This is a genomic window from Klebsiella michiganensis (genome assembly GCA_000963575.1).
Taxonomy (GTDB): Bacteria; Pseudomonadota; Gammaproteobacteria; order Enterobacterales; family Enterobacteriaceae; genus Cedecea; species Cedecea michiganensis_A.
Genome location: CP011077.1, coordinates 2,574,793 through 2,591,016 on the forward strand (window position 1 = coordinate 2,574,793; position 16,224 = coordinate 2,591,016).

Genomic DNA, 16,224 nt, shown 5'->3' on the forward strand with positions numbered 1-16,224 from the left:
TCGTTTTTGATTCGGTTCATAAGCGTCCTGATTGCCTTCCGCTGCAGAAAATACCTTCATTGATAATATCAAATGGGGGTGATTGCCAGGAATCAAAGCGTTATATGCCCGTCAGACTTCAAGTTGCATGTGCGTTGGCTGCATCCGCTCGCCCCTTAGCTATGCTCCTGAGAACTCCCGGCCTTGCCGTCTGCCTGCAACTCGAATTATTTGGCGTACAGCGAGAAAACCCGCCGTTAGAAGGAGGTTATTTTGCCATGCGGCGGTCGTAACGGTCGGAGACGTTACGCAGGATGCGGGTCAGTAACGGCTCCAGCACCACGGCCAGCACCATTTTCAGCGGGCGGCGTGCTACGGATTTTATCGCCCACGCCGCAAAACCCGCCGGGCCGAATCGCAGCGCGACAAGCAAAGCAAGCTTCCCGGCAAGTTTCAGTCCCGGTTTAGCTTTCTGGCTGACGGATTGGAATGTAGTCATTGTCTCTCCAAAAGCGGTTAATGGCGGTGTGTGATTGGCATTGAGCCTGAGCGCCCTCACCCCGGCTCTCCCCCCCAGGAGAGGGAGAAAAGCTGTTTGTCCCCTCGCCCTCAAGGAGAGGGGTCGGGTGAGGGTTATTTTTAAAGCTGACGGAAACGGCTGCGCAGCGTGAAAGTGTCAGAGGTGATGTAGCGCTCCATCGAGCGTAAACGTTGCTCACCTGCGGCCAGCTCAGCGTCCACCGTGTTTAGCAAGTCGCGGCTGGTCGGTTGCGCGTTTTTTTCATCTGCACCGTAGGGCATCGGATCCAGAACAAAGGTCATCACGATGTAGGCCACCAGCACAAAGAACGACAGGCCAAAGAATATCGATAAAATAGCAATGGCGCGGACCAGCTTGACCGGCACATCAAGGTATTGCGCAATACCCGCGCAAACCCCTTTCAGCATCCCTTTTTCCGGGATGCGCCACAGCTTACGACCGGAAAATGAATTCACCATTAGTTGTTTCTCCAGTTCGGGTGTTCGGCATCAAGGATCTGTTCCAGAGACTGAATACGCTCCCGCATCTGTCGCGCTTCATCGGTCAACTGGGCAAGGCGCTGCTGCTCACTCTGTGAAAGCTGCTCCCCGTTAGAACGGTTGCTGTAGTGAAGCCACAGCCAAATCGGCGCCACAAACAGCACAAAGATGGTCAGCGGGATGGCAAGAAAAAGCGCGGTCATGTCTACTCCTTACAGGTCAGGCTTGAATCGCGGTACGCCCTGCGCACCGCGGCCTGGATTATTATTGACGATCCTGGTTCATTTTTGCTTTAAGCGCAGCTATCTGAGCGCTGATTTCATCATCCGCTTTCAGCTCGGCAAACTGAGTGTCCAGCGACTTCTGTTTGCCAAACCCGTGGCTTTCCGCCTCGGACTCCATCTGGTCGATGCGGCGTTCGAAAGATTCGAAACGGGCCATCGCCTCATCCAGTTTACCGCTGTCCAGCTGACGGCGAACGTCGCGTGAAGAAGATGCCGCCTGGTGACGCAGGGTTAGCGCCTGCTGGCGAGCGCGGGTTTCGCTCAGCTTGTTTTCCAGCTCGCCGATTTCTTTCTTCATTCGCGCCAGGGTTTCGTCCACATGAACGACTTCATTTTCCAGCGTCCCAATCAGGTCAGTCAGCTTCTGTTTTTCAATCAGCGCGGCACGGGCCAGATCTTCTTTCTCTTTACGCAGCGCCAGTTCGGCTTTTTCCTGCCATTCGGCCTGCTGCGCGGTCGCCTGTTCAACGCGACGGCTCAGCTGCTTCTTCTCGGCCAGCGCGCGGGCTGAAGTGGAACGCACTTCCACCAGCGTGTCTTCCATTTCCTGAATCATCAGGCGCACCAGCTTCTGCGGATCTTCCGCTTTCTCCAGCAGGGAGTTGATGTTCGCATTCACGATGTCGGCAAAACGAGAAAAAATACCCATAATTCAATCCTCTTAGTCATTATCTCAGGTGCCAGGCACTCTGCTCGGATATGATATTGCAGCATCCGTGCCAACTTTTTATTCCATTGATTAATAAGGATTAATGAAAATTTGACGATCGAACAAAAGCCGCTATAGTGGTTAAATTAACTAACTGTTGGGTAATTTAACCATGTCTGAAAATAAGGATAGCCTCATCGGAGAGGCTAATAGCTTCCTGGAGGTCATGGAACAGGTTTCCCGCCTGGCACCGCTGAATAAGCCAGTGCTGGTCATCGGCGAGCGTGGCACCGGTAAAGAGCTGATTGCCAACCGTCTGCATTTCCTCTCGCAGCGCTGGCAGGGGCCTTTTATCTCCCTCAACTGCGCGGCGCTGAACGAAAACCTGCTCGACAGTGAACTGTTTGGCCATGAAGCCGGCGCGTTTACCGGCGCGCAGAAGCGCCATCAGGGGCGTTTTGAGCGCGCGGAAGGCGGCACGTTGTTTCTCGATGAACTCGCCACGGCCCCGATGCTGGTACAGGAGAAACTGTTGCGGGTGGTGGAATACGGCGAGCTTGAGCGCGTTGGCGGTAGCCAGCCGCTGCAGGTTAATACCCGTCTGGTCTGCGCCACCAATGCTGACTTACCTGAGTTGGCCGAACAAGGAAAATTCCGTGCCGACCTGCTTGACAGGCTGGCGTTTGACGTAGTCATGCTCCCGCCCCTGCGTGAGCGGCGCTCGGATATTCTGCTGCTGGCCGATCACTTTGCGATTCAAATGTGCCGGGAACTTAATCTGCCGCTGTTTCCAGGCTTTACCGGGAGGGCCTGCGAGACGCTGCTTAACTATGGCTGGCCGGGCAATATTCGCGAGCTAAAAAACGTGGTTGAGCGCTCGGTGTACCGCCACGGCTCAAGCGATGAAGCGCTGGATAACATTATCCTTAACCCTTTCACCCATAAACCCGCCCCGCTCTTTCAGGCCAGAAAAGAGGCTGCGACGAGTGCGCCCCCCCTGCCGCTCGATCTGCGAAGCTGGCAAAACGAGCAGGAGAAAAGCCTGCTGGAACAGAGCCTGAGGCAGGCAGCTTTTAACCAGCGCCGGGCTGCAGAACTGCTGGGCGTGAGTTATCATCAGCTGCGGGCGATGCTGAAAAAGCATCAGTTAACCAGCCCGGCGTCGGACTAAGCGGCGTTTTTTTCATCGTCCTGCGCAGAAAATTGCCGATCGTCACCAGTAATTTTGGGGAGAAGGCAAGAGTGCGATACACTTTGCCTATCACTTGAGATAACTCAAAAACTTATGCGCGGAATGCTCTCCTCCCTGTTACTGGGTTTATGCTGCCTGAGCGGCGCGGCGCGTGCCGCTACGCCCGCTGAAAAGCCGGCAGATATTCGCCGCAGTGGCTTTGTTTATTGCGTCAACGGGCAGGTCAACACCTTTAACCCGCAGATGACCAGCGGTGGGTTGACCGTCGACACGCTGGCGGCGCAGCTGTATGACCGCCTGCTGGACGTCGATCCTTATACCTATCGCCTGGTGCCTGAGCTGGCAGAAAGCTGGGAAGTGCTGGATAACGGCGCCACCTATCGCTTCCACCTGCGCCACAATGTCCAGTTCCAGACTACCGCGTGGTTTAAGCCCACCCGGGCGCTAAATGCCGATGACGTGGTCTTCACTTTTGAACGTATTTTCGACCGCAACCATCCGTGGCATAACGTTAACGGCGGCAGTTACCCCTATTTCGACAGTCTCCAGTTCCCGGAAACGGTGAAAAGCGTTCGCAAGCTGGATGACAATACCGTTGAATTCCGGCTCAACAAGCCGGATGCCTCTTTCCTTTGGCATCTGGCCACCCATTACGCGTCAGTGATGTCCGCCGAATACGCCGCGCAGTTGACCAAAGCCGATCATCAGGAATTGATGGACAGGCAGCCGGTCGGTACCGGCCCCTTCCTGCTGAGCGAATACCGCGCCGGGCAGTACATTCGCCTGGCGCGCAACCAGCGCTTCTGGCGCGGCGTACCGCTGATGCCACAGGTGGTGGTCGATCTCGGCTCCGGCGGCACGGGGCGTCTTTCCAAACTGCTCACCGGGGAATGCGACGTGCTGGCCTGGCCTGCGGCAAGCCAGTTAACTATTCTGCGTGATGACCCGCGTCTGCGCCTGACACTTCGCCCAGGCATGAACATCGCGTATCTGGCGTTTAACACCAACAAGCCGCCGCTGAATAACCCGGCCGTTCGCCATGCGCTGGCGCTTGCCATCAATAACCAGCGCCTGATGCAGTCTATTTATTACGGGACGGCAGAAACCGCCGCATCAATTTTGCCTCGCGCCTCCTGGGCCTACGATAACGACGCGAAAATTACCGAGTACAACCCGGCGAAAGCTCGGGAACAGTTGCAGGCCTTAGGCGTGGACAACCTGGAGCTTCGCCTGTGGGTTCCCACAAGTTCTCAGGCGTGGAACCCAAGCCCGCTGAAAACCGCCGAGCTGATTCAGGCGGATATGGCGCAGATTGGCGTGAAGGTGATAATCGTGCCGATGGAGGGACGTTTCCAGGAAGCCAGGCTGATGGACATGAACCACGATCTGACGCTTGCCGGCTGGGCAACGGACAGTAACGATCCGGACAGCTTCTTCCGCCCGATGCTGAGCTGCGCGGCGATTGGCTCGCAAACTAACTATGCCCGCTGGTGTAACCCGCAGTTTGACAGCGTGCTGCAAAAAGCGCTCTCTTCTCAGCAGCTTTCCGCCCGTATTGAAGCCTATAACGAAGCGCAGGATATTCTATCTGCCGAGCTACCGGTGCTGCCGCTGGCCTCTTCATTAAGGCTGCAGGCCTACCGCTATGACATGAAAGGCCTGGTGCTCAGCCCATTCGGCAACGCCTCGTTTGCCGGCGTGTCCAGGGAAAACGAAGAGGCCAAAAAATAATGATCATCTTCACTTTACGGCGATTATTGCTGCTGTTGATCACCCTGTTGTTCCTGGCGGTGGTCGGCTTTAGCCTCAACTACTTTACGCCCCATGCCCCGCTGCAGGGCGCCTCGCTGTGGAACGCCTGGGTGTTCTGGTTTGAAAGCCTGCTGCACTGGGATTTTGGCGTTTCCAGCATTAACGGTCAGTCGATTAATGAGCAATTACGCGATGTATTCCCGGCGACCATGGAGCTGTGCATTCTGGCCTTTGGCCTGGCGCTGCTGATAGGCATTCCGGTCGGGATGCTGGCAGGTATCATGCGCAATAAGTGGCAGGATAAGCTGATCAGCGCCCTGGCGCTGGTAGGTTTTTCTATTCCGGTCTTCTGGCTGGCGCTGCTGCTGACGCTGTTCTTCTCGCTGACCCTGGGCTGGTTCCCGGTGTCCGGGCGCTTTGACCTGCTGTATGAAGTGAAGTCCGTCACCGGCTTTGCGCTGGTAGATGCGTGGCTCTCTGACTCCCCTTACCGTAGCGAAATGATCGTCAGCGCCCTGCGCCATATGGTGCTGCCAGTCGCCGCCCTGGCCGTCGCCCCGACCACCGAAGTCATTCGCCTGATGCGTATCAGCACCATTGAAGTGTTCGACCAGAATTATGTCAAAGCGGCCGCCACGCGCGGGCTTTCCCGTTTCACTATTTTGCATCGCCATGTGCTGCACAACGCGCTGCCGCCGGTGATCCCTCGTCTGGGCCTGCAGTTTTCAACCATGCTAACCCTGGCGATGATAACCGAAGTGGTCTTTAGCTGGCCGGGCCTGGGTCGCTGGCTGATTAACGCCATTCGCCAGCAGGACTACATGGCGATTTCCGCCGGGGTGATGGTGATTGGCTCACTGGTGATTATTGTTAATGTGATTTCCGATATTTTGGGCGCTATGGCCAACCCACTGAAGCATAAGGAATGGTATGCCTTACGATAGCGTCTACCGCGAGAAGCGACCGCCAAGTACGCTGCGCCTGACGTGGCGAAAATTCTATGGCGACACCACCGCGATGATAGGTCTCTATGGCTGCGGCGGCCTGGCTATCCTGTGCCTGTTCGGTGGCCTTTTCGCCCCTTATCAAATTGACCAGCAGTTTCTGGGCTATCAGCTTTTACCGCCCTCCTGGTCGCGCTATGGGGAGGTTTCGTTCTTCCTCGGAACCGACGATCTCGGCCGTGACGTGCTGAGCCGCCTGTTGAGTGGCGCAGCCCCGACGGTGGGCGGGGCGTTTGTCGTCACGCTTGCAGCGACAATCTGTGGCATCGTGCTCGGGGTGATTGCCGGGTCGACACACGGGCTGCGCTCCGCGGTACTGAACCACATTCTGGATACGCTGCTGTCGATTCCTTCTCTGCTGCTGGCGATTATCGTGGTCGCCTTTGCTGGCCCGCATCTCAGCCACGCGATGTTTGCGGTCTGGCTTGCGCTGCTGCCGCGAATGGTACGCTCTGTCTACAGCGCGGTGCACGATGAACTGGAGAAAGAGTATGTGGTCGCCGCCCGTCTGGACGGCGCTTCCACGCTGAATATTCTGTGGTTTGCCGTCATGCCAAATATCACCGCCACGCTGGTAACAGAAATCACCCGGGCGCTGTCTATGGCTATTCTGGACATTGCCGCGCTCGGTTTTCTCGATCTTGGCGCGCAGCTCCCTTCCCCGGAATGGGGCGCGATGCTTGGCGATGCGCTGGAGCTGATTTACGTTGCGCCCTGGACGGTCATGCTGCCCGGAGCCGCCATCATGATAAGCGTCCTGCTGGTGAACTTGCTCGGCGACGGCCTGCGACGCGCGATTAACGCGGGGGTGCAATAATGCCGCTACTTGATATCCGCAACCTGACCATCGAATTTATGACGTCCGAAGGCTGGGTCAAAGCCGTCGATCGCGTGAGTATGACGCTTGGCGAAGGGGAAATTCGCGGCCTGGTCGGCGAGTCCGGCTCGGGGAAGAGCCTGATAGCCAAGGCCATCTGTGGCGTCACCAAAGATAACTGGCGCGTTACAGCCGACCGTATGCGCTTTGACGATATTGACCTGCTGAGACTTTCGCCGCGAGAACGCCGCCGCCTGGTCGGTCACAACGTGTCGATGATTTTCCAGGAGCCACAATCCTGTCTTGACCCGTCGGAAAGAATTGGCCGCCAGCTGACCCAGAACATTCCGGGCTGGACGTATAAGGGCCGCTGGTGGCAACGCTTTGGCTGGCGCAAACGCCGGGCCATCGAACTGCTGCATCGGGTGGGAATTAAAGATCACAAAGACGCCATGAACAGCTATCCGTACGAACTGACGGAAGGCGAATGCCAGAAAGTGATGATTGCCATCGCGCTGGCAAACCAGCCGCGCCTGCTGATTGCGGACGAACCGACCAACGCCATGGAGCCGACCACCCAGTCGCAAATCTTCCGTTTGTTAACGCGGCTTAATCAGAACAACAACACCACCATTCTACTGATTAGCCACGACCTGCAAATGCTGAGCCAATGGGCAGATAAAATTAACGTCATGTACTGCGGGCAGACAGTGGAGAGCGCAACGAGCGAGGAGCTGGTCGCCACGCCGCACCACCCGTATACCCAGGCGCTGATCCGCGCTATCCCTGATTTTGGTAGCCCGATGCCGCACAAGAGCCGGTTAAACACCATGCCGGGCGCGATTCCGCTGCTGGAGCAATTACCGATGGGCTGCCGTCTTGGGCCTCGCTGCCCGTATGCGCAGCGAAAATGCATTGAAGCCCCGAGGCTTGAAGGGGCCAAAAACCACCTGTATGCCTGTCACTTCCCGCTGAATATGGAGAGTCAGTAATGGTCGAAACGCTGCTGGAAGTCCGCAATTTAAGTAAGACGTTTCGCTACCGTACCGGTTTGTTCCACCGCCAGCACGTCGAAGCGGTCAAGCCGCTTAACTTTACGCTGCGTGAGAAACAGACGCTCGCGATTATCGGGGAAAACGGCTCGGGCAAATCTACGCTGGCAAAAATGCTGGCGGGGATGATTGAGCCAACCACCGGCGAATTGGTGATTGACGATCACCCTCTCCACTTCGGGGATTATTCCTGGCGCAGCCAGCGGATCCGTATGATATTTCAGGATCCGAGTACGTCCCTGAATCCGCGCCAGCGTATCTCGCAGATTCTGGATTTCCCGCTGCGGCTCAATACCGGGCTTGAATCTGAACTGCGTCAAAAACGCATTCTGGAGACACTGCGCATGGTTGGGCTGCTGCCGGATCACGCCAGCTACTATCCGCATATGCTGGCCCCGGGGCAAAAACAGCGTCTTGGCCTGGCCCGCGCGCTGATCCTCAGGCCGAAGGTGATTATTGCCGACGAAGCGCTGGCCTCGCTGGATATGTCCATGCGCTCACAGCTGATCAACCTGATGCTTGAGTTGCAGGAAAAACAAGGTATTTCATATATTTATGTAACCCAGCACATTGGCATGATGAAGCACATCAGCGACCAGGTGATGGTGATGCACGAAGGCGAAGTGGTGGAACGCGGCAGTACGGCTGACGTGCTGGCCTCCCCGCTTCATGAATTGACTAAGCGGCTGATTAACAGCCACTTCGGCGAAGCTTTAACCGCTGACGCCTGGCGTAGGGATCGTTAATTTAGAATACTTCACCGCGATCATTTTGCCCCGGCTGCCACTAAATAACTTGAGTTGCAGCCAGGCGGCAAGGGAGCAGTTCTCAGGCGTTTACTGAAGTAAGTGCCTGAGAAATGAGGGTGCAGCAATACCCCTGCGGCTCAAATAATGACGTGGAAAAGTGGTCGGATTAACGCTTGCGCGGGAGTCATGTTAGAATCGCCCGGTCTTAACGTCGGCTTGCCTGTTTTTTCACCTGCTGGCCGCAACAACAATGACTATTAAGGATTAAAGCTATGGGTTTTCTTACCGGTAAACGCATTCTGATCACTGGCGTCGCCAGTAAACTCTCCATTGCCTACGGCATTGCACAGGCGATGCACCGCGAAGGCGCCGAGCTGGCATTCACCTACCAGAACGAGAAGCTGAAAGGCCGCGTGGAAGGTTTTGCTGCCGAGCTGGGTTCAAGCCTCGTGCTGCCTTGCGATGTGGCTGAAGATGAGAGCATCGAAGCGCTGTTTACCGAACTGGCTAAAAGCTGGCCGAAATTTGACGGTTTCGTTCACTCCATCGGCTTCGCCCCTGGCGACCAGCTGGATGGCGACTATGTGAACGCCGTTACCCGCGAAGGCTTTAAAATTGCCCACGATATCAGCGCATACAGCTTCGTTGCGATGGCTAAAGTTTGCCGTGAAATGCTGAACCCAGGTTCCGCCCTGCTGACCCTGTCCTACCTGGGCGCAGAGCGTGCTATCCCTAACTACAACGTTATGGGCCTGGCAAAAGCATCTCTGGAAGCTAACGTTCGCTACATGGCTAACGCTATGGGCCCGGAAGGCGTCCGCGTTAACGCCATCTCCGCGGGTCCAATCCGTACTCTGGCGGCTTCCGGCATTAAAGACTTCCGTAAAATGCTGGCCCACTGCGAAGCGGTTACCCCAATTCGCCGTACCGTGACCATCGAAGACGTGGGTAACTCCGCGGCCTTCCTGTGTTCCGACCTGTCTGCCGGTATCTCCGGGGAAGTGGTTCACGTTGACGGCGGCTTCAGCATCGCCGCAATGAACGAGCTGGAACTGAAAGACTAATTTCAGTTTCAGAGTGAAACGGGCTACGGCCCGTTTCGCTTTTTTAGCCTGTATTTCCCGCTTTACTCCGAATTAGTTATACCTTTCCGATATTTATTATCACCGATCATTCTTTTGTCACCTCCCGTGCTTGCGCCAGGATAAAACAGCGAACCAGGCCCGGCATCCACGTTGTATCCGGGTCTGCAAACTTTTTGACCAAGGAACGACCATGGAACAACGCCGCTTTTCTGGTAAAAGCCACTGGTATCATGAAACCCAGTCCAGTCTGTGCCCGGCGGATGTGCTGCCTTTAGTTCCCGAAGCGGCGCGGGTTGAAGACCGCTTTTTGCTTGATGTAGTCCCTTCTGAAGCGCAATTAATTGTTGAAGCCCCGTGGCTTGATGCCGCCCGAGCCGCTGCCGAGGTGCTGCTGCCGGAAAGTATTAGCGTGACTCGCTTACATACCCTGAGCAGCTACGATCGCCTGAGCACGGCGCTGACCGTCGCGCAGGTCTACGGCGTCCAGCGCCTTTGTAACCACTATGCCGCTCGTCTGGCGCCGCAACCCGGCCCCGACTCATCCCGGGAAAGTAATCGCCGCCTGACCCAGATAACCCAGTTTGCCCGCCAGCTTGCCAGCCACCCCACGCTTATCGATGATGCGGCCTTGGCGCAGTTGGATGAATGTGGCCTCTCTGGGGACGATATTGTCTCCTTCACCCAGATAATCGGTTTCGTTGGCTTCCAGGCGCGCGCCATTGCCGTCTGGCAAGCTCTGCAGGGCCTGCCCGTCCGCTGGCTGCCGGGACTTAGCGGACAGCAGGATGCGGAGCCGGCGCTGTTTACGCCGTATCCGGTCAACTGGCTTCCGGGGCTGGCGCCCGTTGAAATGCGCTATGCCCGCCCGGAACAGCTGGAAGTACTGAGCATCAGCCAGCCGCTGCGCACCCTGCGTGATATTGCCTGGCTGCTGGCCCACGATGAGCGGGCGCTTTCTTACCTCAGCCAGCTCACACGCCTGTTCTGGCAGACCACGCCACAGCAACCAGACGATGCATTGCTGGTGGTGATGCTGACGTCGCGAATTAACGGCAGCGCGGCCTGCTTTAGCGATGCCGTAGCGGCGTGGCAGGGAGATGCGGGGTTGCCGGATGCGATGCGCAACGGTGAACGTGCGCTTAACGCCTGGAGCCACAACCACCCTCGTGAAAAAGCGATTATTCAGGCCGTGCAGCTGTTGACCCGCGCCCCGGACAGATTTAGCGCCGCCCAGCTACAACCATTGTACGAGCAAGGTTTTAGCGAGCATCAGGTGCTGAAATTATTGATTGGCGCCGGGCTGGCGGGGTGGATAAATCGCCTGAAAATTGCCCTCGGAAATACCGCTCAAGCGCTGAATCCATAAGCCTTCACGGCAATCAGCGCTTGCCGCAAGGTACGGTTTCGCGTAAAACTGTCAGCCGCTCTTTTGGCCACGAAAACGAAACGATATGCTTCAGGATAACCCGCTGCTCGCGCAGCTAAAACAGCAACTGCATTCCCAGACTCCACGCGCTGAAGGTGTGGTGAAAGGCACGGAAAAAGGGTTCGGCTTCCTCGAAGTCGACGCGAATAAAAGTTACTTTATTCCGCCGCCGCAGATGAAAAAAGTGATGCACGGCGACCGTATCAGCGCCGTCATTCACACCGATAAAGACCGTGAGTCCGCCGAGCCGGAAACGCTTATCGAACCTTTCCTGACGCGTTTTGTTGGCCGCGTTCAGAAAAAAGACGACCGCCTGTCGATTGTGCCGGATCACCCGCTGCTGAGAGACGCGATTCAGTGCCGCGCGGCGCGTGGCGTGACCCATGACTTCCAGAACGGTGACTGGGCGGTGGCTGAAATGCGCCGTCATCCCCTGAAGGGCGACCGCGGTTTTTACGCTGAATTAACTCAATTCATCACCTTCGGCGACGATCATCTCGCGCCGTGGTGGGTGACACTGTCACGTCACAATCTTGAACGTGAAGCGCCGGACGGCGTGGCCACCGAGATGCTCGACGATGGGCTGGTGCGTGAAGACTTAACGGCGCTGGATTTTGTTACCATTGACAGCGCCAGCACCGAAGACATGGACGATGCGCTGTACGTTGAAGAACTTGCCGACGGCAAACTGCAGCTTACCGTAGCTATCGCCGATCCGACGGCGTGGATCGCTGAAGGCAGCAAGCTCGACGGCATCGCCAAAGTTCGTGCCTTTACCAACTATCTGCCTGGCTTCAACATTCCAATGCTGCCGCGCGAGCTGTCCGACGACCTCTGCTCCCTGCGCGCCAACGTTGTCCGCCCTGTCCTCGCCTGCCGTATGACCATTGAGCAGGACGGCGCAATCGCCAGCGACATTCATTTCTTTGCCGCGAATATCGAGTCTAAAGCCAAGCTGGTTTATGACGAAGTGTCTGACTGGCTGGAAGAGAAAGGTGGCTGGCAGCCACAGAGCGAAGCCATTGCCAGCCAAATTCGGCTGCTGCATCGCGTGTGCCTGGCCCGGAGCGAATGGCGCCAGACCCATGCGCTGGTCTTTAAAGATCGCCCGGACTACCGCTTTATTTTGGGCGAGAAAGGCGAAGTGCTGGATATCGTAGCCGAGCCGCGTCGGATCGCAAACCGCATCGTGGAAGAGTCGATGATTGCGGCTAACGTTTGTGCGGCCATCGTGCTGCGCGAGAAGCTCGGCTTCGGGATTTATAACGTTCATACCGGCTTTGATCCCGCCAATACCGAACAGCTGGCAGCCATGCTGCAAACCCACGGCATCGCGGTGGACGCACAGGAAGTGCTGACGCTGGAGGGCTTCTGCAAGCTGCGCCGCGAACTGGATGCTCAGCCAACCGGTTTCCTCGACAGCCGCATCCGTCGTTACCAGTCCTTTGCCGAGATCGGCACCGAACCAGGTCCGCACTTCGGTCTTGGCCTGGAAGCCTATGCCACCTGGACTTCCCCGATCCGTAAATTCGGCGATATGGTTAACCACCGTTTGCTGAAAGCTATCATTAAAGGCGAAACTGCGGCTCGTCCGGCGGAAGAAACCACCGTCCAGATGGCAGAACGCCGCCGCCTGAATCGAATGGCCGAACGTGATGTGGGCGACTGGCTGTATGCCCGCTTCCTGAGCCCGAAAGCAGGCACCGATACTCGCTTTGCAGCAGAAATTATCGATGTCAGCCGCGGCGGGATGCGCGTTCGCCTGGTTGAAAACGGGGCCGTGGCGTTTATCCCGGCACCATTCATCCACGCGGTGCGTGATGAACTGGTTTGCAGCCAGGAGAACGGCACCGTGCAGATCAAGGGTGAGCCGGTTTATAAAGTAACCGACGTTATCGATGTGACTATCGCGGAAGTCCGCATGGAAACGCGCAGCGTTATCGCTCGTCCTGCGGCCTGAACCTGATTTTATCCCTCTTAAGCCGGGCGCTCTGCCCGGCTTTTTTATTTCAGCCCTCTCAATGTGCCGATATATTGCACATCCTCTGCAAAAACAAGATCTTTTCCTCTTTCCCGGGGCTTTAACATCGGCCGTCTGTTGCTACTATAAATAATAGATTTAGGTGATATTTTTCCCCTGAGGCTCAGGAGCAAGAATGAAAGACGATTTGGAGCAGAACCTGCTTTATCGTTATCTGGGTACGACCAGCCCCTACTGGCGTTTACCGGCGGACAGCAACGCCCTTCAACTGGCAGCCAGTGAAGATTCAGACACCGGCCAGGTTGTGGCGCTGGACGCAAAACAGGCCGACGAAATTCGCCAAATGACGGTGATCACCTCCAGCCTGACCATGACGCTGTCGCTGTTCGGCATAGACGTTCCGGTACATATGGTGGGCCGAAAAGTGTCTAAACGCGAATGGGCAGGCACCGCTTCGGCCTGGCATGATACCCATTCGGTGGCGCGGGACCTGGTGCAGGGCCTCTCGTTTGCCGAACAGGTTGTTTCTGAAGCCAATTCGGTGATAGTCATTCTTGATAAACAGGGAAATATTCAGCGCTTCAACCGGCTAAGTGAAGAATACACCGGGATGAAAGAGCATGAAGTCATCGGCCAGAACGTCTTCAGGCTGTTTATGAGCCGCAGCGAAGCCGCCGCCTCAAAGCGCAATATCAGCGGATTTTTCCGCAACGGTAGCTCCTACGAGGTTGAGCGTTGGGTCAAAACTCGTAAAGGCCAGCGGCTATTTTTGTTCCGCAACAAGTTTGTGCACAGCGGCAGCGGTAAAAACGAAATCTACCTGATTTGCTCCGGCACCGACATTACCGAAGAGCGCCGCGCGCAGGAGCGCCTGCGGGTGCTGGCCAATACCGATACCATCACCGGCTTGCCTAACCGCAACGCTATTTACGATCTGATCGCCGATGCTATCGCCAAACGTGGCGACACACAGGTTGGCATCGTTTATCTGGATCTCGATAACTTTAAAAAAGTGAACGATGCCTACGGTCATATGTTCGGCGATCAGCTGCTGCAGGCCGTATCACTGGCGATTTTAAGCTGCCTTGAGGAAGGCCAGGTGTTGGCGCGTCTCGGAGGCGATGAATTCATCGTGCTGGCGACAAACACCTCTCAGGGCTCGCTGGAAGCGATGTCTTCCCGCATTTTGACCCGCCTGAAGCAGCCCTTCAGAATTGGCCTTATTGAGGTCTACAGCGGCTGTTCTCTAGGCATATCCCTTGCGCCCCAGCACGGGGATGAGCGAGAGAATCTGATTCGCAATGCCGACACGGCAATGTACACCGCCAAAGAGAGCGGCCGCGGGAAGTTTTGCGTGTTCTCGCCCGAGATGAACCAGCGGGTGTTTGAATATCTCTGGCTGGATACCAATTTACGTAAAGCGCTGGATAACGATCAATTGGTGATTCATTACCAGCCAAAGATGACCTGGCGCGGTGAAGTCCGTAGCCTGGAGGCACTGGTGCGCTGGCAGTCACCGGAGCGTGGCCTTATTCCTCCCCAGGGGTTTATTTCTTACGCGGAAGAGTCCGGCCTGATTGTGCCTCTTGGGCGCTGGGTAATGGTTAGCGTTGTTCAGCAGGTAGCAAAATGGCGGGACAAAGGTATTAATTTGCGTGTGGCGGTCAACGTTTCTGCCCGTCAGCTTGCTGACCAGACTATTTTTAGCGATCTCAGGCAGGCGCTGAAAGATTTGAATTTTGAATACTGCCCGATTGACGTTGATCTGACCGAAAGTTGTCTTATCGAGAACGAAGATCTGGCGCTGTCGGTGATCAAGCAGTTCAGCCAGCTGGGAGCACAGGTTCACCTGGATGACTTCGGTACCGGCTATTCGTCGCTATCGCAGCTGGCCCGCTTCCCTATCGATGCCATCAAGTTGGATCAGTCTTTCGTACGCGACGTGCACAAACATTCGGTGTCTCAATCGCTGGTGAGAGCCATTGTGGCCGTGGCTCAGGCGCTGAATCTGCAGGTGATTGCGGAGGGAGTTGAAAACCAAAAAGAAGACGCCTTTCTGACCAAGAACGGCGTCAACGAACGGCAGGGATTTTTATTTGCAAAACCAATGCCCGCAGCCGTATTCGAGCGGTGGTTTAAGCGCTATCAGGCCAGAACAAAGCGTTAGCTCGCTTTACGCAACGCCGTTGAGGTATGGCGGTTTTGCAACTGTACCAGCCGTTCCATATAAGCAATATCTTTTGCCTCCAGGCAAAATGCGGCATCCACCCAATCTTCGGTGATGTCCATCAGCTCCGAGCGCGGCAGTTGTAACACACGCTGGCGCGCGCGCAGCATTGCCTTCACGCCGTTAAGCTTAGGCTGCAGGGTGTCGATGAAAGTGCGGGTGGCCATGTATCCCAGTCCCGGCTCAAACAGTTGATCCACCAGACCGTGCGGCTGATACCACTCCGCCGTGTGTGACTCACCTTTATAAATCAGCTCTTCTGCAAGCTTCATGCCCGAGCGGCGGGCAACCAAAGAGTAGGCGCCCATACCGGGAAACAGGTTGAAAGCAATTTCCGGGAAGCCCAGTCTGGCATCGCGCTGTGCCAGCAGGAAATGGTGTGCTAACGCGGCCTCAAATCCACCGCCAAGCGCACTGCCCTCAACCATAGCCAGACTGATGGCTCCGGTATCAAACCCCCGGGACGCAGCGTGAACGCAGTCAACGCAGGCCCGTGCGTAGGCGCGCAACGCTTCGCGACGCCCGCTACGAATAGTTTCCACAAAAAAGCCTAAGTCGCCGCCGGTATTGTACATCCCGGGGACCAGCGAGCCGGTAACCCAGAAATCGACTTTAAATCCGGCTTTCTGGACGATATATCCCAGGTTCATAATTTCCTCGATAAGTCCGTGATTGAAGCAGGGACGCGGGCGGGCACGAAGCATCATCCAGACGGTACGGCGTTCTTCTTCGTAATATCCAGACAGTTGAGTAAAACGTGCAGTATCGGTAAAGAGTTTGCAGGTTGGTTGATTGATAACTGTCATAGCCAGATCCTCATTAAATGAATGTGCGGTAATCGCAGGATCAGACTAATCCACTGCCGTAGTTTGATGAATGCAGAGCCAAGATTAATAATTAATGCTTATATGTTGTGCGATAATTTATTGAAGAATAAGACTAAGAATTCGCCGGCTGCCCTTCTCTTTATCGGCTATTTTTTGCATTATGGACGCATGATTCATTCG

15 protein-coding genes are annotated in these 16,224 nt (G+C 56.0%); 10 read left to right on the forward strand and 5 right to left on the reverse strand.

What is annotated here, in order from left to right:
* Positions 1–247 precede the first annotated feature (247 nt).
* The 4 genes from VW41_12025 to VW41_12040 form a co-directional block, all read right to left on the reverse strand.
* On the reverse strand, positions 248–478 hold the full coding sequence (locus tag VW41_12025; GenBank protein ID AJZ89708.1) for a phage-shock protein: 231 nt from the start codon (positions 476–478) through the stop codon (positions 248–250).
* Positions 479–618: 140 nt separating this feature from the next.
* A complete protein-coding gene (locus VW41_12030; protein ID AJZ89709.1) occupies positions 619–978 on the reverse strand; it encodes a transcriptional regulator in 360 nt (119 codons plus the stop codon).
* Positions 978–1,202, reverse strand: a complete 225-nt coding sequence (gene pspB, locus VW41_12035; protein ID AJZ89710.1) for a phage shock protein — start codon at positions 1,200–1,202, stop codon at positions 978–980. The genes VW41_12030 and pspB overlap by 1 nt, the downstream gene beginning before the upstream one ends.
* A gap of 61 nt (positions 1,203–1,263) precedes the next feature.
* On the reverse strand, positions 1,264–1,932 hold the full coding sequence (locus VW41_12040) for a phage shock protein (GenBank protein AJZ89711.1): 669 nt from the start codon (positions 1,930–1,932) through the stop codon (positions 1,264–1,266).
* Between the two features lie 172 nt (positions 1,933–2,104).
* On the opposite strand from VW41_12040, the gene pspF reads away from it, so the two are divergent.
* From pspF to VW41_12090, 10 genes are all read left to right on the forward strand, one after another.
* Entirely contained in the window at positions 2,105–3,103 is a 999-nt protein-coding gene (pspF, locus tag VW41_12045) for a phage shock protein (protein ID AJZ89712.1), read from the forward strand.
* 114 nt (positions 3,104–3,217) lie between these two features.
* Positions 3,218–4,855, forward strand: coding sequence for a peptide ABC transporter substrate-binding protein (locus tag VW41_12050; protein AJZ89713.1), 1,638 nt, complete (start codon positions 3,218–3,220; stop codon positions 4,853–4,855).
* Entirely contained in the window at positions 4,855–5,820 is a 966-nt protein-coding gene (locus tag VW41_12055) for a peptide ABC transporter permease (protein AJZ89714.1), read from the forward strand. The genes VW41_12050 and VW41_12055 overlap by 1 nt, the downstream gene beginning before the upstream one ends.
* A complete protein-coding gene (locus tag VW41_12060; protein AJZ89715.1) occupies positions 5,807–6,697 on the forward strand; it encodes a peptide ABC transporter permease in 891 nt (296 codons plus the stop codon). The genes VW41_12055 and VW41_12060 overlap by 14 nt, the downstream gene beginning before the upstream one ends.
* Positions 6,697–7,689 (forward strand): peptide ABC transporter ATP-binding protein, encoded by a 993-nt coding sequence (locus VW41_12065; GenBank protein ID AJZ89716.1) that lies wholly within the window; start codon positions 6,697–6,699, stop codon positions 7,687–7,689. The genes VW41_12060 and VW41_12065 overlap by 1 nt, the downstream gene beginning before the upstream one ends.
* Positions 7,689–8,495, forward strand: coding sequence for a peptide ABC transporter ATP-binding protein (locus VW41_12070; GenBank protein ID AJZ89717.1), 807 nt, complete (start codon positions 7,689–7,691; stop codon positions 8,493–8,495). The genes VW41_12065 and VW41_12070 overlap by 1 nt, the downstream gene beginning before the upstream one ends.
* Before the next feature lie 275 nt (positions 8,496–8,770).
* Entirely contained in the window at positions 8,771–9,562 is a 792-nt protein-coding gene (locus VW41_12075) for an enoyl-ACP reductase (GenBank protein AJZ89718.1), read from the forward strand.
* A 211-nt stretch (positions 9,563–9,773) separates the two neighbouring features.
* A complete protein-coding gene (locus tag VW41_12080; GenBank protein AJZ89719.1) occupies positions 9,774–10,949 on the forward strand; it encodes a hypothetical protein in 1,176 nt (391 codons plus the stop codon).
* Between the two features lie 85 nt (positions 10,950–11,034).
* Complete coding sequence (locus VW41_12085) at positions 11,035–12,969, forward strand: exoribonuclease II (GenBank protein ID AJZ89720.1); 1,935 nt, start codon at positions 11,035–11,037, stop codon at positions 12,967–12,969.
* A 196-nt stretch (positions 12,970–13,165) separates the two neighbouring features.
* Positions 13,166–15,157 carry an RNase II stability modulator gene (locus tag VW41_12090; protein ID AJZ89721.1) on the forward strand — a complete coding sequence of 664 codons (1,992 nt, stop codon included), beginning with the start codon at positions 13,166–13,168 and terminating at the stop codon, positions 15,155–15,157.
* Here the strand turns inward: VW41_12090 and VW41_12095 are convergent.
* The gene (locus tag VW41_12095; protein ID AJZ89722.1) at positions 15,154–16,023 is read right to left on the reverse strand and encodes an enoyl-CoA hydratase; all 870 of its coding nucleotides are present in this window, start codon (positions 16,021–16,023) and stop codon (positions 15,154–15,156) included. The two genes, VW41_12090 and VW41_12095, sit on opposite strands and share 4 nt — an antisense overlap.
* Positions 16,024–16,224 lie beyond the last annotated feature (201 nt).